The sequence below is a fragment of the Xanthomonas hortorum genome (assembly GCF_040279205.1).
Lineage (GTDB): Bacteria > Pseudomonadota > Gammaproteobacteria > Xanthomonadales > Xanthomonadaceae > Xanthomonas > Xanthomonas hortorum_F.
The window spans coordinates 39,627-58,018 of the sequence record NZ_JBEOLS010000010.1; the positions used below are offsets into that span (position 1 = coordinate 39,627).

The following is an 18,392-nucleotide window of genomic DNA, read 5'->3' on the forward strand; positions in this document are numbered from 1 at the left end:
ACAAGCTTTTGCCTTGATGCACGCAACGACAAGTGCGCAACCACAAAAAAGCCCGGCATTGCCGGGCTTTTTAGTGTCTTCACTCCACCACGCGACGCGCGAGGCGCGTTACCGACCAATCAGGTAAACAACGCCTGCGGATACTCGGGCTTGCGCTCGCGCGCCAACAGTTCCTTCAATGCGGCTTCCGGTGTGATCTCGCCATGCAATACGGCACGCACCGCGTTGGAGATCGCCAGCTCGATGCCGTGATGCTCGGCCTGGCGCATGACTTCATCGGCGGTTTGCACCGACTCGACCACCTGACCGATCTCGCGGATCGCATCGTTCAAGCTCTGGCCACGCCCCAATGCCAATCCCAGCCGCCGGTTGCGCGACAGATCGCCGGTGCAGGTCAGCACCAGATCGCCCAATCCGGCCAGGCCCATCAAGGTCTCCGGACGCGCACCGATCACCGCCGCCAGGCGCAGCATCTCGTTCAAGCCACGCGTGATCAGACCGGCGCGTGCATTGAGGCCCAGCTGCATACCATCGGCCACGCCGGTGGCCACGGCCAGCACGTTCTTCATCGCGCCACCGAGCTCGGCGCCCACCATGTCATCGCCGGTATAGGCGCGAAAGGTGGGGCCATGCATGGCATCGGCCACGACCTGCGCGAACGCCGCATCGTCGCCGTGCACGGTGATGGCGGTCGGCAAGCCAAGCGTGACTTCCTTGGCGAAGGACGGCCCGGTCACAACGGCCAGTGGCACGCTGGGGCCGAGGATGGCGCGCGCCACTTCGTGCAGGAACCGCCCGGAACCGGGTTCGAATCCCTTGGTCGCCCACGCTACGCCGGCACCGGCCGGACGCAACGGTGCAATCAACTGGATCGTTTCGGTAAACGCATGCGAGGGCACCACGACCAGGATCCAGCTTGCATCGGCAACGGCCAGCTGCAGGTCGGTGGTCGCGCGCAAGCTCTCGGGCAGTGGAATGCCCGGCAGATACCGCACGTTTTCGTGATTGCGGTCGATGGCATCCACCATCGCCGCATCGCGCCCCCAGAGCACGGTCGGGTGACCGTGTCTGGCGAGCAGCGCGGCCAGGGCCGTGCCCCAGGAACCGGCGCCGAGGACGGCGATCTTGTGCTTCGAATCGCTCATCGGCGCACGCAACGCTTAGGCGTTGCCAGCCGGCTCGGAATCGGCCAGCGAGGTGCCTTCGCCCTGCGAGCGCTGGCGCAGGGTTTCTGCGTACAGGGCTTCGAAGTTGATCGGCTGCAGGTAGAACGGCGGGAAGCCGCCGGCCTGGATCAGGTCGCTGACCAGGGTGCGCACATACGGGAACAGGATGTTCGGGCACTGGGTGCCGAGCAGCACGTCGATCGCCTGCGGCTCCAGGCCGACCAGGCCGAACACGCCGGCCTGCTGCACTTCGGCCACGTAGGCGGTCTTGCCACCGGCGGTGCAGGTCAGGGTCACGGCCAGCACGACTTCGAAGGCATTGTCGTTGAGGCGCTGTACCTTCTGATTGAGGTTCAGCTGCAGCTCGGGCTGGTTGGCGTCGTTGAAGACGGCCGGTGCGTTCGGCGATTCGAAAGAAACGTCCTTGACGTAAATCTTCTCGATGGTGAAAGCGGGGCCAGCAGCGGCGTCGGCCGGCGCAACGGCGCCGTTGATGATTTCGTCGGACATTCCTAACTCCAAAAAACGGTTCGGTGGATGCAGCGTTGAATGATGCAGGCGTGAAAGCGCGAGTCTCTCACGCAAGCAATGGGGACTTGCCTGCCGCCGTACAAGGTGAGATCAGGCGCGACCCTTGACCAGCGGCAGTTCGGCGATCTGCCAGGCAGCCACACCGCCATCGAGCCAGTACACCTTCTCGAAGCCGGCCTTCTTGAGCGTCTTGGCCGCGCCTGCCGAGGCGTTGCCGTTACGGCAGACCACCACCACGGGGGTGGCCTTGGCGTTGGCAAGCAATTTGCCGGCCGGGTCGAACTTGGCCAGCGCCACATTGCGGCTGCCGGCGATATGGCCTTTTTCGAAATCGGCAGTGGGCGACAGGTCGATCACCAGCGCATTCTCGCTGTTGATCAAACGGGTCAGCTCAGCCGGCGTGAGTGCGCGATACCCACGGAACAGGCGCGCGACCTCGGTGACGATCAGGGCGATGGTCAGGCCCACCAGGGCCAGCGACAACATGGGGTTGCGGCCGACAAAGGCCTGCAGCTCTTCGAAATTCACGGGGTCAGGGTCGTTCAAGCGGGCGGGAATTGTCGCACAGCTGGCGCACGCGACGGCCAGGGCGCAGCGGTGCGGGCTACTGGCCCTGCCACAGATCGGGCAGGCCGCTGGCCAGCCACCAGCGTTTGCGCTCGGCGTCCCAGCGCCACAGCTCGATGCTGCGCACCAGCCGCTCGGCCTGGGTATTGCGGTTGATCACGCGCAACTCGACCTCGCGGCGCAGGTCGCCGGCGGCATCTTCGCCCACCCGCACCTCGCGGTAGCCGGAGATCTGCACCTGTTCGTAGCGCGAGCGCTCCAGATCGCTGAGCGGATGCGCCAAGGCATACGTGGGTTCGACAAAGCCCTGCGCGGCGTCGAAGTCGCTCCAGCGTACGGCGGCCGTGTAGGCGGCCTGGGTGGTCTCCAGCGCGCGCGCCTGGGCACGGCTGCCGGCAGACACCACACCGCTCACCATCGCCAGCCCGAGCAACAGCATTGCCCCGATCACTGCACGCATGCGCATTACCCCCTTGAATCCAGCCCGCATCCTACCGTTTTGGAAACGCCACGAAGCGCCCGCTCAGCGTCGCCGCCGCCGCGCCCGACCCCAGCTCAATCTGCGCACGCATGCCGATACGCGCCTTGCCGCGTTGGCGGAAGGTGGCCAGAAACGCATCCCAACTCCCCATCTCGGATGGCTCGGCATTGGCGACCAGGTCTTCGTACACCGGTGCGACATAGCGCAGCTGGCTGTCGGCCACATACACATCGGCGCTGTGCCCGGCCAATTGCAGCTGCAGGGTCAGCCAGCCCCAACTGGCCAGCGTCATCAGCGAGGCCAGGCTGCCGCCGAACGCGTTGGCCTTGTCGTTGACGTTGGCCTGCAGCGGCGCACGCAAGCGCAGCGCGCCGTCATGCAAGCCATCGACGGCGATGCCCATCGACAGCACCGGCGGCATGGCAATGAATTGCTGCTGCAGCGACTGCAGGGCGGATGCGAGCGTGCACGAAGGAGTCATCGGCGAAGGCTGAAAGACGGCGAAGGGCGGCATCATGCCGCAATGTTCTGCGAGCGTCTTGTGCACTGAAATACATGCGGTACCGCATGGTAAAACACGTTCAGCGCTGTCTCGTTGCAGGCCTTCGCTATCGCGCCGCTCAGGGCGCGAACACCACCTTGCGATAGCCCTGCGCCACACGCAACAACGCGGTCGCTTTCGCTTTCCAATGCGCACTGCGCTGCTTCTGCGCCTGCGTCAGCGGCGCATCGATGGTGCTGGTGAATACGATCTGCTCCGGGGCGTTGTGGAAGAACTTGTCCTGGATGCAGGCCGCCGGCGAGAGCTGATAGGTGGACAACTGCTGTGCCACCGGCGATTCGTTCCAGCCGAACAGAAAAATATCGGCCATGGTGTGCCAGCGCGCTTCGGCGGCCAGCAACAAGCGTGCCGCATCGCGGCTGATGATCAGCGCGCCGGCGCACACCGGCCAGCAGTGCTGATAGGTGGATGGACGCACCAGGCGCAGCTGACGCCCGCCGATGTCGGCGACCTTGCTATCGAGCTTGATGCGGTTGTAGGACGGTTCCAGCCGCACGATGCTGTTGCCCGCCGGTAGCCACTCGGTGCTGCGCAACAGCACCGGCAGCGCGTCGGACAGATGCATGTCGTCTTCGAAGATGGCGGTGTAGGCGTCATCGGAGTCCGCCGCGATGCGCCACGCAGCCTGATGGCTCAGAAAGCAGCCGATGTTGGAAGCGGTCCACTTGCGCGGGCCGGTGCTGAAGCCATCCCCGGAACCTTCCAGCGGGCGTTCGCGCACGAAATCGGCGATCTGCTCGGGCGTCAGCGTGGCGCCGTCGAAGGCGGGAATGCGCTCGAACGGCATGCCCAGCGCCTGGAACCGCGCCGACATGGCCTGCAAACGGTCGCTACTGCGCTGCATGTTGATGAGGTAGGACTTGATCACGGTACTACTCCGGCGTGGCTGTCGAGGCGGATCGTGGCCGGATCCACGAGATTTACAAGAGGTTACGAAATGAGACGCACGTCTCATTCATGAACGCAGGCGATTTCGCCTGCAAACGCTGCTGCGAGTGACGGCATCCGGTCCGATGAGATCGCCACCGGCGACATCGGCGCGGTGCCATCTCGCCCTGACGCCGCAACGTTCTCGCATAATCGTGAGATGACCCGGCCCACCTCCTCGACCGACGCCTGGACCCTGATCTCGCTGCGACCCAGCGGTGAGCACGCGCCACTGCGGCGGGCCGCCGCCCGGCATGGCGGACGGCTGCTCGCGCTGTCGCCGTGGCGCCTGCAGACCAACGACACCGCACAGGCACGGGCTGCACTGGAGCAAGCGCTGCAGGCACCGATCGCGGTATTCACCAGCCCGGCAGCGGTCCACGCCGCGCAGCGTCTTTCACCGCTGCAGCGGCCAGCGCAGGCGCAATGGGTGAGCGTGGGAGACGGCACCGCGCGCGCACTGCAGGCCTACGGGATCGATGCAGTGGTGCGCCCTGCGCGCATGGATAGCGAAGGACTGCTGGCACTGCCACTGTTCGAGCCGCCATTGCAGACAGTTGCACTGATCACTGCGCCAGGCGGGCGCGGCATGCTGGCACCGGCATTGGAGCAGCGTGGCGCCCATGTCCTGCGCGCCGATGTCTATCAACGCGTCGCGCTGCGATTGCGCGCATCGGCGGTGCAGGCCCTGGCCAGTGCACTGCCGCGCAGCGTGCTGGCATTGAGCAGCGCCGAAGCGCTATCGCTGGTGTTAGAGCAATTGCCCGCAGCGTTGGTCGATGCCTGGCGACTCCATCCGGTGGTGGCCTCCAGCGAGCGCATACGCGCATCCGCGCATGCCGCCGGCTTCACGCATGTGGTGCGCGCCGCAGGTCCACTGCCCGAGCAATTGGCCGCCGCCGCTGCAGCGATCGTGACACCATCACGACCTTGCTGAACTCCGAATCCATCCAGCGCTTGCGGGCGTCTGCTGCCGCACGCCATGCTGTACCAGATGACTGCGGCGCATGCGCCAGTCGTGACCGCCCGAGGATGTCCCAATGACTGAAATGCCCGCTTCCACGCGACGCTTCCCCGTGGCCTGGCTGCTGCTTGCGGTTGCCGTGGCTGCAGTGGGCGTGGCGCTGTTTCTGGGCTGGCGCGCATGGCAGACCTATCAAAGCGGGCAGCTGCAGGCGGCACAAGTGCAGCAGCAACGCTGGGATGGCACCCAGCAGATGCTGGAAACCTTGCGCCGCGATCAGCGCCTGGCCAACGAGCGCCTGCAGGATGCCGCAGCGACCAATCGTGTCTTACGCGATGAAATGCTCGGGCTGAGCCAGCGCAGCGCGTTGCTTGAAGAAACCGTGCAAAAACTGGCCGATCCCAATCGACATGGCGCGCAGGCGCTGCGTCTGGATGAAGTGGAACTGCTGCTGCGGCTCGGCCAGCAACGCCTGAGTATTGCCGGCGACGCCGACGGCGCACGCCGTGCCTATGCGCTGGCCAATGCCGCACTCAACGGCGTGGACGACCCGGGCTACCTCAATCTGCGCCAGGCGCTGGTGCAAGAACGCGACGCACTGGACCGCCTCGGCGCTGGCCCGCAAGCGCAAGCCGGTCAATTGCTGGACAAACTCGCCGCCGATCTGCAGCGCTTGCCGGAACACACCGCGCAAGAGAACGAAGCCGCGCAGCCGTGGTGGCAGAAAGTGCTCGCACCGCTGGTGGACATTCGCCCCAGCCGTGGCGATGCACTGCTCGTCGGCGGCGACCGCAACGCCGCGCGCGATGCCTTGCAGATCGAAGTCAGCCTGGCCCGCGCTGCCGCCGAACGCGGCGATGTCGATGGCTTCGCCCAATCGCTGCGGCGCGTGGACACCTGGACCACCCGGCTGTGGCCGGATTCCCCACAACGTCGCCAGGCCCGCACGCGCCTGCGCACCTTGCAACAAGCGCCACTGCGTCCGCGCCTGCCGGAACTGGGCACCACCCTGCTGCAACTGCAGGCCATGCGTGAAGGGAGATCCACCCAATGAAAGTGTTGCGTACCGTCTTGATCCTGTTGGTTGCCGTGGCGCTGGGCGTGCTCGGTGCGCAATGGTTGTCGCATCAAAACAGTTACGACCTGGGCAATGTGGTGGTCAGCGCCGGCGGCAACGACTACCGCGCGGCGATGCCGCAGGCGCTGCTGATCCTGATCATCGCGCTGCTGGTGTTGTGGTTGGCGTGGACGCTGATCAGCCTGCCGTTCCGGGTCTGGGGCAAGTACCGCCGCAAGAAGGGCCGCGCCCGCCTGATCGAAGGCCTGCGCGCGGCCGATCACGGCCAGTGGCAGCGTGCCGAGCGCCTGCTGGTCACTGCCAGCGAGGACGACGACGTCAGCGGTATCGCACTGGCAAGTGCAGTCCGTGTGGCCGATGCGCGCGGCGATGACGCCTCGGCCACTGCGCTGGCCCAGCAACTGGCCGAGCGCGACCCCACCGCACATGCGCTGCTGCAGGGCGAACGGCATCTGGCGCGGCAACGTCCGGTCGAGGCGATCAATGCGCTCGATAATGCCAACGCGCAACCGCTGCCGGCACGCGGGCTATTGCTGCGCACGCAGGCCCTGGCGCAGATCGGCCGTGCCGACGAGGCCTACGGTCAACTCGGCGCATTGCGTCAGCAGGCGGTGCTGGCCCCCGATGCCTACAACGCGCTGGAGGCCACGCTGGCCGAACAGACGCTGTTGCAGGCCGGCGATGCCAATGCCCTGGCCGAACGCTGGGAAGCGCTGCCCAAGCCGCTGCGCACCTATCCGGCAGTCGTCGGCGCCTATGCACAGCGCGCGGCGATTCTGCATTGGGACGATGCGGCCGTACACAGCCTGGAACAAGCGCTGGATACGCAATGGGACGAATCGCTGGTGCGTCTGTACGGCGTGCTGCCGCTGGAAAAATACGACTCGCGCCGCGCCAGTGCGCAGCGTTGGCTGACCCAGTACCCGGACAGCCCGGGCCTGTTGTTGACGATGGCGCGCCTGGCGCGTCACCAGCAGCAGTGGTCGCAGGCCGAAGAATTCCTGCATCGCGCCGTGGCCAATGGCGCCGGCAGCGAGGCCTGGGAAGAACTCGGGCATGGCTTTGCCGCAGCCGGCGATCTGCTGTCTGCGCAGCACTGCTACGCCAATGCCCTGCGCGCTGCACGCGGCGAACCGGTGCATGAGGGTTTGCCGCAGCAATCGCTGCGTGGACCGATCGTCTCGGCGTATGCAACACCGCCGGCCGACTCGCTCGCGCCGGACGATCGGGTGCTGTAATCGATCACGCTGTCATCGATCACAGCTGATCGATTCTGCGGCGATGTGTGGATTAACTGAAAAGCCCCGGCATGTCCGGGGCTTTTTTGTTTTGTGGATCTGAGCGGGAGTGCCACTCCCAACGTTCACCGGGCCTGCGAAGGTCTGCGAAGATCGCGACACAAGGCCTCGGGATAGGTAATGTCCTGATTCGCAAAATTAAGAGCTTTGCACTTACGAATCCCCAATCCCGAATGCCTAATCCCGCTGCGCAGCAGCGTCAGCGCTCGACGATGGCGACCACGCCCATGCCGCCGGCCGTACAGATCGAAATCAACGCACGCCCGCCGCCGCGTTCTTCCAGCTGTTTGGCGGCGGTTGCCACCACGCGCGCGCCGGTGGCGGCGAACGGGTGGCCGGTCGCCAGCGACGAGCCCAGTGGGTTGATCTTGTCCGGGTCGATACGGCCCAGCGGCGCATCCAGACCAAGGCGATTGCGGCAGTAATCTTCGCTTTCCCAGGCGCGCAGCGTGCACAACACTTGGGCGGCGAACGCCTCGTGGATCTCGTAGATGTCGAAGTCCTGCAAGGTCAGGCCCTGGCGCGCCAGCATCTGCGGCACTGCAATGGTCGGCGCCATCAGCAGGCCTTCGCCATGCACGAAATCCACCGCCGCCACCTGTGCATCGCGCAGATAGGCCATCGGGGTGTGGCCGTGCGCCAGCGCCCAGGCTTCGCTGGACAACAGCACCGCAGCGGCGCCGTCGGTGAGCGGGGTGGAATTGGCTGCGGTCAGCGTGCCGCGGCCGGAAGTCTTGTCGAACGCCGGGCGCAGCGTGGCGAGTTTTTCCAGCGAGGTGTCGGCACGCAAAATATTGTCGCGCGAGACACCGCGGAACGGGGCGATCAACGAATCGAAGAAGCCGCGCTCATACGCTGCCGCCAGCTTGTGATGCGAGGCCACCGCCCACGCGTCCTGCGAATCGCGCGCGATGTTCCATTCCTTGGCCATGTCCTCGCAGTGGTCGCCCATGCTCTTGCCGGTGCGCGGCTCGGCCACGCCGGGGAACTCGGGCTTGAGCTCGCCGAACTTGAAGCCACGCAGCAGCGCCTTGAGCTTGTCGCCGGTGGCTTTGGCCCGGTTGGCGGCCAGCAGCCGCGCGCGCAGCTTCTTGCCGTAGACGATCGGCACTTCGGACGTCGTGTCCGAACCGCCGCCGATGCCCGAATCGATCTGGCCCAGCGCAATCTTGTTGGCGATGGTGATCACCGAATCCAGGCTGGTGCCGCAGGCGCGCTGCAGGGTGATGCCCGGCGTCAGCGGCGACAGGCCGGACGACAGCGCCGCCTCGCGGGCCAGATTCCAGTCCGAGGAGTGCTTGATCACCGCCCCCATCGCCACTTCGCCCAGTTGCTGCCCATGCAGCCCGAAGCGCTCGACCAGCGCGCCCAGCGTGCGCACCGACATGCCCAGGTTGCCCACATCCGCGTATGCGGTGTTCTGACGACAGAACGGGATACGAACGCCGCCCAAGATGGCGACGGGACGGGCTGCTGGCATCGGTTGACCTGGCATGGAGGACTCGGGGACATGGCCTGCACAGGGCCGGCAGGCATAATGGCCGCAGTGTAGCTTCGACCCCGTGATGGGCCAACCGCGAATCATGAGCAAGACCGAACACGGCGTGACCGCCATGGGTGTGATGGCGCTGGAATTGACGGGCGGCAGCGCCCCCGAGCGCGGCGCCTTGGCGCCCGAGCAGGCCGGCATGCTGGCCGAACGTATCGGCCGCGACCTGGCGCAGTGGATCCCGGAGATCCGCGCGCTGGAGCTGAGCGTGGCGATGGCGCATTTCGACCCGGCCGAAGTGCTGCGGCCGGGCTGGCCGCTGCATCGCCGGCTGGAAGAGCTGCAGGCGCGCGCACCAGGACGCGATCAGGGCCCGCGCGTGCTGGCCTTCGGTGCCGATGCGCAGGGCGAGATTCCGTTGCCGTTCCAGGCCGATGCACAACTCACTGGGGGCGGCCTGCGCGTGCTGCCGTTCCTGTTGTCTGGCGATCCGGACATCGTCGCCACCGTGGCCGATGCGATGGAGGAAGTGCTGCTGGCCCAGGGCATGGCGCAGGCCGATACCGCGCTGCTGGCGCAAGAAAGCTTCGGCGCACGCATCGAACACGCGCGGTATCTCACCGCGAACGATCTGGCCGCGATGATTTCGATGCAGTACGACAACCAGGGCCTGGCCCCGTTGTGGCCGCTGATCGAAGCCGCCCTGCTGGCGCCGCATACCGAAGAGTGGCTGGAGCAGACGCCCGAGCCGGTGCTGCGCTATGTCGACGGCGAAGTGCGTATCGCGCTGTTCGACCCGGCCGGCTGGTGCGATTACTACACGCACGATCGCGAAAACTGCGAGCGTCTGCGCGGCGTCTACGAGCAATACCTCTCCCGCCAGCGACAGATGGCCGCCGTGCTGGAGGCGCATGGGCTGCCAGTGCTGTATGTGCATGTGGAACCGGGGCAGGATCCGCGTCAGGCGTTGGCTGCGTAAGCAACGCACCGGTTACTTTGAACGTTGAACTGTTGGCGCGTACTGGAAAACCGGCGTTTTCAGTGACGGACGTGGCACGCGTCTAAGCGCCTTACATCCATGTGCTGAACTGGTCCGTGCACTGAAACCAGCACCAATGCTTGGCAGGTGTGTACCAAACAAATAACGCCGCAGTGATCGATCACTGCGGCGTCTGTTTGTCTGCCCGTTTCTTTGGCTTACTTGGTCGCAGCCGGCGCGTTGTCGGTGGTGATCACGCCGCAGGCCAGACGGCCGCCGGCGTTGCCGGTGGGCTGGGTTTTGTAGTCGTCCGCGTCGGCATGCACGATCACGGCGTGGCCGGCGATATCGAACTGGTCGGCCTTGCCGAGATTGACGTTGCTCGAGACCGGGCCATCGATGCTGGCATTGCCCTGCGCGTCGGCCTTGATGTTGGGCATGTCGCCACCGTGATGCGGGTCGGCGCTGACGGTGCCGTGGTCGGATTGGGCCGGGTTGAAATGCCCGCCGGCACTGCTGCCGTCCGGTGCGCTGCAATCGCCCTTTTCGTGGATGTGGAAGCCGTGCTCGCTGTTGGGCTTGAGGCCGCTCAGTTGGCCGGTGACGCGCAGCGCGCCGTCGACGGTCTTGAAGCTCACCGTGCCCTTGACCTCATTGCCCTTGGTCGGCTTGAGCTCGGCGGTTGCGGTGGTGGTGGCTGCCGCTTCGGTGACCATGGAGGCGGCATGCTCGCCACCATGCGCCGCTTCGGCTGGCGTGCCGGCCTGCGGTGCGGGTGCGGGATCGGCCGGTGCCGGTTCGTCGCGCTTGCACGCGGTCAGCACCAACGCAGTGGCCAGGAACAACGTCGTGGGAAGAATGCGCATGAAAAAACTCCTGTAGAGAGGCCGCAGTTGCGGCCATGGATGCCCCAACTCAGGGCTGCGAAGGGGGTGTGCGCCATTGGGTGACGCGAATGACGCCGCAGGCCAGACGTGCGCCGGCATTGCCACTGGGCTGGCTGCGATAGTCGTCTGGATCGGCATGCACGATCAGCGCCTTGCCGATCACATCGGTGGGCGCGGCATCGCCCAGGGTGATGCCGGCAATGATCATGTCCAGGTGCGCAATGCCTTCGGCATCGGCGCGCAGATTGTCCATGTCGCCCGCGTGGTGGGGATTGCTACCGGCGCGCCCGTGCGGTGCACCGGTCGGATTGAAATGCGCGCCCGCGCTGCTGGCATCGGCGGCACTGCAATCGCCGCGCTCGTGGACATGGAAGCCGGCAACACCGCCCGGGCGCAGGCCACCGACGGTGCCGGTGATGCGGATTCCCTGTAACGCAGGTACCAGCACCACCCGACCGCTGACCAGACTGCCCGAGGCCGAGGCCAGCACCGCTTCGGCCTGTTGCACCGGACGGGTGGGCACGACACGCGCCACTGGCGGTGGCGGTGTCTTCGGCGGGGGTGGCGTGCTGCTGCAGGCGGCCAGCGCCAGAGCGGTGAGGGCGACGATCGTGGACGACCGGTAACGCATCGAGCTGTTCTCCTGATCAGGCTGGAAACCTATGCGGGCACATGTTCACGTGTCATGAAATGCGCTTGCCGGCTGATCGGGAGTTTACGGGGTTGGTGTGGGTGGTCGGGTTGTTTTGAGGTGCGGGTCGACGGATGCGCGGTAGCACCGATGTGCGATTGCGATAAGCCTGGATCGCGTGCGTTGTTTCCTTCTCCCGCCGGGAGAAGGTGGCGCGTAGCGCCGGATGAGGGTGCGGGCGAAGCGCTAATGAAGTTTGGGTGCGTGAGGCATCGCCCCGTACCCTCACCCCAACCCCTCTCCCGGCGGGAGAGGGGCTCAACTCCGCGTGCGGTCTGATGCACGATTGCGGTAAGCCTGTATCGCTTACGCGCCGTTCCTTCTTCCAGCGCAGCGGGCTTTAGCCGGGGCCAGGCGATACATCAGCGGCGTTTGCGCCCTGGGCCGAGTTTGCGGGTGACGGTGTTGCGGCCTAAGCCCAAGCGTGCGGCGGCCTCGGCGCGGCGGCCCTGGGTGAGTTGCAGGGCGGCTTCGAGCAGGGTCTTGTCGAGGCGTTCGCGGGCCTCGGCGTGCAGGCCCTGGGCGCCTTCGCTCAGGCGTTGCGCGGCCCAGCTGGACAGCATCTCGTCCCATTGCCCGTCGCTGCGCCCGGCGCGTTGGCGACGGCCGCCACGCGCCAATGCGGCTTCCACATCGACCACGTCGATGATGTCGGCGGTGGCCAAGGCGGCCAGGCGCCAGCAGACGTTTTCCAGTTCGCGCACGTTGCCGGGCCAGTCGTAGTGGCGCAGGCCTTCCAAGGCGGCCGACGACAGCCGTTTGGGCAGCATGTCGAGCTTGCGACCGGCCATGGCCAGGAAGTTTTCTGCCAGTTGCGCGATGTCGCCGCGGCGTTCGCGCAGCGGCGGTAATTGCAGACGCACCACGTCCAGGCGATGCAACAAGTCGGCACGGAAGCGGCCTTGTTCGACCAGCGCTTCCAGGTCCTGGTGGGTGGCGGCGATCACGCGCACGTCGACACGGATGAGTTCGCGCCCACCGACACGGAAGAATTCGTTCTCTGCCAGCACGCGCAGCAAACGGGTCTGCAGCGGCAGCGGCATGTCGCCGATTTCGTCCAGAAACAGCGTGCCGCCATCGGCTTGTTCGAAGCGGCCGATGTGCCGTTTGGTGGCACCGGTGAAAGCGCCGGTTTCGTGGCCGAACAATTCGCTTTCCAGCAGCTCTGCGGGGATGGCGGCGGTATTGAGTGCGACGAAGGATTTGCGCGCGCGCGGCGATTCGTTGTGCAGGGCGCGTGCGACCAGTTCCTTGCCGGTGCCGGTTTCGCCGTTGATCAGCACCGACAGCGGTGCCTGCGCGAGCCGGCCGATGGCGCGAAACAATGCCTGCATCGCGGGGGTGTCGCCGATCAGCGCGGCCGAGCCTTGCGCCACCGGCACGCCGACCAATGCGTCGACGCCGGCATCGGCATCCGGCAGCGCACGTGCGGCCAGGGCCACCGCGTCATCCAGGTCGAACGGCTTGGAGAGGAACTCGTGCGCGCCGCCGCGAAACGCGCCGGCAGTGCTGGCCACATCGGTGTACGCCGACATCACGATCACCGGCAATTGCGGGTGCTTGGACTTGAGTTTGTCGAGCAGGGTCAGGCCGTCTTCGCCGGGCATGCGCACATCGGTAAACAGCAAATCGGGCGTGGGCCGCATGGCCAGTGCCTGCAGCGCAGCGGCGGCACTCTCGAAGCCATCCACGGCGTAGCCCGCATCGCGCAAAGCAGTGGACAGCACGAAGCGGACCGAACGGTCGTCGTCGACCACCCAGATATGGTGGGATGCGGCGGCGGCCTCAGCCATGCAGATGCTCCTTGTCGTGATCGCCGGCCAGCTCGGGCAGCAGCAGGGTGAAAACGGTATGGCCGGCACGCGAGCGGTAGGTCAGGGTGCCGTGGTGTTCACGCGAGACCTGCTGGGCCAGCGCCAGGCCCAGGCCACTGCCTTCGGCGCGCCCGCTGACCAGCGGCAGGAACAGGTGTTCGGCCAGTTCTTCGGGCACACCGCCGCCGTCGTCAATGATCTCCAGCCGCAGCGACATCGCATGCACGCGGTCGCGGATGCGCTGGCCATGTTCGACGCGGGTGCGCAACGTCACCCGGGTGGCGCCGGCCTGGAACGCGTTGCGCACCAGATTCCAGACCGCCTGGGTGAGGCGATCGCCATCGCCAAGGATGTCGGGAATGCTGGGGTCGTAATCGCGTTGCACCTGCACCGACCACCCCCCCTCGGCCTCGGCCAGGCGCAATACTCGCTCGAGCACGACGTGGATGTTGAGGCGGTCGTGCGGGCGCGCCGGCGTGGGCGAGAGCAAGCGTTCGAGCAAGGTGTTGAGGCGTTCGATCTCGGTGCCGATCAACTCGATCAGCTCGCGCTCGTCCTCGTCGCGCCCGGCCGAACGGCGTGCCAGCAGCTGTGCGGCGCCCTTTAACCCGGCCAGCGGATTACGCAGCTCGTGCGCCAGACCCTTGAGCGCAGCGCTGAGGGCGTTAGGCAGTGCATGGGTGGGATCCAGCGCGGGGAATTCGTCGACCGGGTGGGTTTCCAGCAGCCAACCGCCGTCGTCCAGCCGCGACAGCCAGCCTTCGGCAAAGCGCGGTGCGTCGTTGGGCAGGCCCAGGGCCAGCCGATGAAGACGCAGCACATCGCGTTCGTCGTTGAGCAGGAAGCGGGCGAGCGCATCGCCCTGTACTTCCAGCGCGGCCAGCGGTTGATCGACCAGTCGCCGTGCGCTGACGCCAAGCCAGCGCGCGAAGGCTGGATTGACGCCCAGCACACGGCCCTCGCGGTCGGCCCAGGCCACCGGGGTGCCCAGGCTGTCCAGCGATGGCATCGAAGAAGAAATCACCATTGCACCAATTTAGTGCAAGCAGAATCGACGTGCGCGGATGTCGCGCTTGACGAAGCATGCAGAGAAGAATTCGGGGCAGAAGCGCGGTGGCGTGCATCGATCCAGCGCACATCCGCGCCGACAGGGACAGGCGTGGGGCTGGTCATGCAGACACCTCGGCAGTTGACCCGCGCCAACCAGCGCCGCGGGAAAAAACGGACCCGGCGGGCAGTCCCGGCCGGGTCGTCGTGCCACCCGCAGCGGCATGGCTGCGGGTGTTCATGCTCAAGACTCGTATGCGGCTTCGCCGTGCGAGGTGATGTCCAACCCCTCACGCTCGGCTTCTTCGGTGACGCGCAGGCCGAATACCAGCTTGGCCACCAGGAACCCCACCACCGAGACCACGCCGATCCACACCAGGGTGATGCCTACGCCCAGTGCCTGGATGCCGACCTGATGCACGATGTCGTAATCACCGCCCTTCTGGCCGCCCAGCGAGGCCGCCGAAAACACGCCGGTCAGGATCGCGCCGATGATGCCGCCCAGGCCATGCACGCCGAACACGTCCAGGCTGTCGTCGGCACCGAGCAGGCGCTTGAGACCGGTGACACCCCACACGCACAGCACGCCGGCGGCCAGGCCAATCACGATCGCGCCGAACGGACCCACCGTGCCGCAGGCCGGGGTGATGCCGACCAGGCCGGCAACCATGCCCGAAGCCACACCCAGAGCGGAGGACTTGCCCTTGATGATCTTTTCGGTCAACGACCAGCCCAGCACCGCTGCAGCAGTAGCCAGCAAGGTGTTGAGGAAGGCCAGCGCCGCACCGGCATTGGCTTCCAGGTTGGAGCCGGCATTGAAGCCGAACCAGCCCACCCACAGCAGCGAGGCGCCGACGAAGGTCAGGGTCACGTTGTGCGGCTTGATCGCCTCACGCCCCAACCCGGCACGCTTGCCGACGAAGTAGGCGCCGACCAGACCGGCGATACCGGCGTTGATGTGCACCACCGTGCCACCGGCAAAATCCAGCGCACCCAGCCCGAACAGATAGCCACCGGTGGCCCAGACCATGTGCGCCAGCGGCAGATAGCCGAAGGTGAACCAGATCACCGAGAACAGCAGCACCGCGGCGAACTTGGCGCGTTCGGCAAAGGCACCGACGATCAGCGCGCCAGTGATGCCGGCAAAGGTCGCCTGGAACGCCACGAACACGTATTCCGGCAGGCTGACACCCTTGGTGAAGGTGGCCGACAGGGTTTCGATGGTCACGCCCTTGAGCAGTGCCTTGTCCAGATTGCCGATCCACGGACCTTCGCCGGAGAACGCCAGGCTATAGCCGTAGAGCACCCACAGGATGGTCAGCAGTGAAAACACCACAGCGACCTGGATCAGCACCGACAGCACGTTCTTGGCGCGCACCATGCCGCCATAGAACAGCGCCAGACCCGGCACCACCATCAGCAATACCAACAACGTGGAAGTCAGCATCCAGGCGACATCGCCCTTCTCGACCACGGGTGCAGCCTCGGCGGCCGCCACGGGAGCGGCTTCCGGCTGCGCGGACGGCAGCGGTTCGGTGGTGACCGGCTCGGTCGGCAACGGGGTGACCTGCGGGGTGGATTGCGCATGCGCGCTACTCATGCCGCCCACCACCAGCGCACTGAACAGCATCAGCATGCAGACGCTGTAGAACCGGGCTTTCCACCCGGCGAAAAGACCTGTCTTCATAAGGACTCCTGGGGTGGGGGATTCAGAGCGCATCGGCGCCGATCTCGCCGGTACGGATGCGCACGACTTGCTCGATCGCGGTCACGAAGATCTTGCCGTCGCCGATCTTGCCGGTGCCGGCGGCGTTCTGGATCGCCTCGACCACCGCATCCAGCCGGTCGTCGGTCACCACCGTCTCGATTTTGATCTTGGGCAGGAAGTCGACGACGTACTCGGCGCCGCGGTACAGCTCGGTGTGGCCTTTCTGGCGTCCGAAACCCTTGACCTCGGTCACGGTGATGCCCGACACGCCCGCTGCGGACAAGGCCTCACGGACCTCGTCGAGCTTGAACGGCCGGATGATGGCGGTGATCAATTTCATGCGCATACCCCGAATGGTGGAAAAAACCGGCCGGCATTGCGCCGCCCGGCGGTGTCATTCCCCTGGATGCCAACCCCGGCATCCGCTCGTTCGCGAGCACGCAGACCCCAGCGGATGCCAGTGCATCCGCCTCGTGGGAGAGGTCAGGCCCGCGCGTCGCGATCCAGTGCTCTCTCAATACCCTTATCAAGACCCCTGCAAGTCCACGGCATGGACCATGGACCTATCGAACATGGGCGGCGATGGCGGAGGTGGGAGGGGGGGCCTCCGCCATCACCGCGGTGGAACTCAGTTGCCGTAGTACAGCTGGTACTCCAACGGATGGGTCGCAGCACGGAACTTGGTGACTTCCTGCATCTTCAGCGCGATGTAGCCGTCGATGAAGTCGTCGCTCATGACGCCGCCGGCCTTGAGGAACTCGCGGTCCTTGTCCAGCGCTTCCAGCGCCTGGTCCAGGCTGGAACAGACCTGCGGGATCAGCTTTTCTTCTTCCGGCGGCAGGTCGTACAGATCCTTGTCGCTCGGCGCGCCCGGGTCGATCTGGTTCTTGATGCCGTCCAGGCCGGCCATCATCAGCGCGGTGAAGGTCAGGTAGCCGGACTGCAACGGATCGGGGAAGCGCATCTCGATGCGGCGTGCCTTCGGGTTGGTGACCCACGGAATGCGGCACGAGGCCGAGCGGTTGCGGGCCGAATAGGCCAGCATCACCGGCGCTTCGTAACCCGGGACCAGACGCTTGTAGCTGTTGGTGCCGGAGTTGGAGAAGGCGTTGATCGCACGGGCGTGCTTGAAGATGCCGCCGATGTACCACAGCGCCATCTGCGACAGGCCGCCGTAGCCGTCGCCGGAGAACAGGTTGACGCCGCCCTTGGTCAACGACTGGTGCACGTGCATGCCCGAGCCGTTGTCGCCCACGATGGGCTTGGGCATGAAGGTCGCGGTCTTGCCGTTACGATAGGCGACGTTCTTGATGATGTACTTCATCGTCAGCAGTTCGTCGGCCTTTTGCACCAGCGAGCTGAACTTGGTGCCGATCTCGCACTGGCCGGCGGTGGCCACTTCGTGGTGGTGCACTTCGGTCTCGATGCCGACCTGTTCCAGCGTCTTGATCATTTCCGCACGCAGGTCGTGCAGCGTGTCGGTCGGCGGAACCGGGAAGTAGCCGCCCTTCACGCCGGGCCGGTAGCCGCTGTTGCCGCCGTCGTACTTGGCGCCGGTGTTCCAGGCGGCCTCTTCCGAGCCGACCTGGAAGAAGGTGTGGCCCATGTCGTTGGCGAAGCGCACCGAATCGAAGATGAAGAATTCCGGCTCCGGGCCGAAGAACGCCTGGTCGGCGGTGCCGGAGGACTTCAGGTAGGCCTCGGCACGCTTGGCGATGCCGCGCGGGTCGCGCTCATAGCTCTGCATGGTGGCCGGATCGAGGATGTCGCAGGTCAGCACGATGGTCGGATCGGCGAAGAACGGATCCAGATAAGCGGTGCCTGCGTCCGGGAGCAGGACCATGTCCGACTCGTTGATGCCCTTCCAACCCGCGATGGAGCTGCCATCGAACATCTTGCCTTCTTCGAACAACGCCGGCTCGATGATATTGGCCGGAAAGGTGATGTGCTGCTGTACACCACGCATATCGACGAAGCGCAGGTCGACGAACTCGACCTTGTTGTCCTTGATCAGCTTTTCAACATTTTCCACGGACATCGGAAGAAACCTCAGGGGAAGTTAAGTGGCTCGTGGGCGGTACTACAGCAGGGACCGTGCCAAGCGTCATACTTTCACAAGTCGTTGATTTTGCTTGCATCGCTAGAGGTCGCTCAGGCTTCAATAGCACCCTGGTGGTGCTAATTGATCGCAATGCGCACCGAT

18 protein-coding genes are annotated in these 18,392 nt (G+C 65.7%); 4 read left to right on the top strand and 14 right to left on the bottom strand.

Annotated features, from left to right (window positions below; all coding sequences use genetic code 11):
• Positions 1-119: 119 nt before the first annotated feature.
• The 6 genes from ABS769_RS06415 to ABS769_RS06440 form a co-directional block, all read right to left on the bottom strand.
• Positions 120-1,145 (bottom strand): NAD(P)H-dependent glycerol-3-phosphate dehydrogenase, encoded by a 1,026-nt coding sequence (locus ABS769_RS06415; RefSeq protein WP_317060842.1) that lies wholly within the window; start codon positions 1,143-1,145, stop codon positions 120-122.
• 15 nt (positions 1,146-1,160) lie between these two features.
• Positions 1,161-1,676, bottom strand: a complete 516-nt coding sequence (secB, locus tag ABS769_RS06420; RefSeq protein WP_006451124.1) for a protein-export chaperone SecB — start codon at positions 1,674-1,676, stop codon at positions 1,161-1,163.
• Between the two features lie 111 nt (positions 1,677-1,787).
• On the bottom strand, positions 1,788-2,225 hold the full coding sequence (locus tag ABS769_RS06425) for a rhodanese-like domain-containing protein (protein ID WP_317060843.1): 438 nt from the start codon (positions 2,223-2,225) through the stop codon (positions 1,788-1,790).
• Between the two features lie 76 nt (positions 2,226-2,301).
• Positions 2,302-2,724, bottom strand: coding sequence for a hypothetical protein (locus ABS769_RS06430; RefSeq protein WP_317060886.1), 423 nt, complete (start codon positions 2,722-2,724; stop codon positions 2,302-2,304).
• Positions 2,725-2,755: 31 nt separating this feature from the next.
• Positions 2,756-3,226: a YiiD C-terminal domain-containing protein gene (locus ABS769_RS06435; RefSeq protein ID WP_317060844.1), complete on the bottom strand. Its 471-nt coding sequence runs from the start codon at positions 3,224-3,226 to the stop codon at positions 2,756-2,758.
• Positions 3,227-3,365: 139 nt separating this feature from the next.
• A complete protein-coding gene (locus ABS769_RS06440; RefSeq protein ID WP_317060845.1) occupies positions 3,366-4,175 on the bottom strand; it encodes a glycosyltransferase family 25 protein in 810 nt (269 codons plus the stop codon).
• A 219-nt stretch (positions 4,176-4,394) separates the two neighbouring features.
• Between ABS769_RS06440 and ABS769_RS06445 the strand changes: the two genes are divergently transcribed.
• From ABS769_RS06445 to ABS769_RS06455, 3 genes are all read left to right on the top strand, one after another.
• Positions 4,395-5,171: a uroporphyrinogen-III synthase gene (locus tag ABS769_RS06445; protein WP_317060846.1), complete on the top strand. Its 777-nt coding sequence runs from the start codon at positions 4,395-4,397 to the stop codon at positions 5,169-5,171.
• A 103-nt stretch (positions 5,172-5,274) separates the two neighbouring features.
• A complete protein-coding gene (locus ABS769_RS06450) occupies positions 5,275-6,252 on the top strand; it encodes a uroporphyrinogen-III C-methyltransferase (protein WP_317060847.1) in 978 nt (325 codons plus the stop codon).
• Entirely contained in the window at positions 6,249-7,514 is a 1,266-nt protein-coding gene (locus ABS769_RS06455; protein WP_317060848.1) for a heme biosynthesis protein HemY, read from the top strand. Before ABS769_RS06450 ends, ABS769_RS06455 begins: the two co-directional genes overlap by 4 nt.
• 259 nt (positions 7,515-7,773) lie before the next feature.
• Here the strand turns inward: ABS769_RS06455 and ABS769_RS06460 are convergent, their stop codons facing one another.
• On the bottom strand, positions 7,774-9,069 hold the full coding sequence (locus ABS769_RS06460; protein WP_043888825.1) for an acetyl-CoA C-acetyltransferase: 1,296 nt from the start codon (positions 9,067-9,069) through the stop codon (positions 7,774-7,776).
• 88 nt (positions 9,070-9,157) lie between these two features.
• On the opposite strand from ABS769_RS06460, the gene ABS769_RS06465 reads away from it, so the two are divergent.
• The gene (locus tag ABS769_RS06465) at positions 9,158-10,042 is read left to right on the top strand and encodes a hypothetical protein (protein WP_317060849.1); all 885 of its coding nucleotides are present in this window, start codon (positions 9,158-9,160) and stop codon (positions 10,040-10,042) included.
• Positions 10,043-10,260: 218 nt separating this feature from the next.
• On the opposite strand, the gene ABS769_RS06470 is transcribed toward ABS769_RS06465, so the two are convergent.
• The 7 genes from ABS769_RS06470 to glnA form a co-directional block, all read right to left on the bottom strand.
• On the bottom strand, positions 10,261-10,908 hold the full coding sequence (locus ABS769_RS06470) for a superoxide dismutase family protein (protein WP_115037068.1): 648 nt from the start codon (positions 10,906-10,908) through the stop codon (positions 10,261-10,263).
• A 49-nt stretch (positions 10,909-10,957) separates the two neighbouring features.
• Entirely contained in the window at positions 10,958-11,560 is a 603-nt protein-coding gene (locus ABS769_RS06475) for a superoxide dismutase family protein (protein WP_317060850.1), read from the bottom strand.
• A gap of 422 nt (positions 11,561-11,982) precedes the next feature.
• Positions 11,983-13,413 (bottom strand): nitrogen regulation protein NR(I), encoded by a 1,431-nt coding sequence (gene ntrC, locus ABS769_RS06480; protein WP_006449207.1) that lies wholly within the window; start codon positions 13,411-13,413, stop codon positions 11,983-11,985.
• The gene (locus ABS769_RS06485; protein ID WP_006449208.1) at positions 13,406-14,461 is read right to left on the bottom strand and encodes a two-component system sensor histidine kinase NtrB; all 1,056 of its coding nucleotides are present in this window, start codon (positions 14,459-14,461) and stop codon (positions 13,406-13,408) included. The genes ntrC and ABS769_RS06485 overlap by 8 nt, the downstream gene beginning before the upstream one ends.
• Positions 14,462-14,725: 264 nt before the next feature.
• Positions 14,726-16,168: an ammonium transporter gene (locus tag ABS769_RS06490; protein WP_317060851.1), complete on the bottom strand. Its 1,443-nt coding sequence runs from the start codon at positions 16,166-16,168 to the stop codon at positions 14,726-14,728.
• Positions 16,169-16,190: 22 nt separating this feature from the next.
• Complete coding sequence (locus ABS769_RS06495; RefSeq protein WP_002808480.1) at positions 16,191-16,529, bottom strand: P-II family nitrogen regulator; 339 nt, start codon at positions 16,527-16,529, stop codon at positions 16,191-16,193.
• Between the two features lie 288 nt (positions 16,530-16,817).
• Positions 16,818-18,227: a type I glutamate--ammonia ligase gene (gene glnA, locus ABS769_RS06500; protein WP_006449210.1), complete on the bottom strand. Its 1,410-nt coding sequence runs from the start codon at positions 18,225-18,227 to the stop codon at positions 16,818-16,820.
• Between the last annotated feature and the right edge of the window lie 165 nt (positions 18,228-18,392).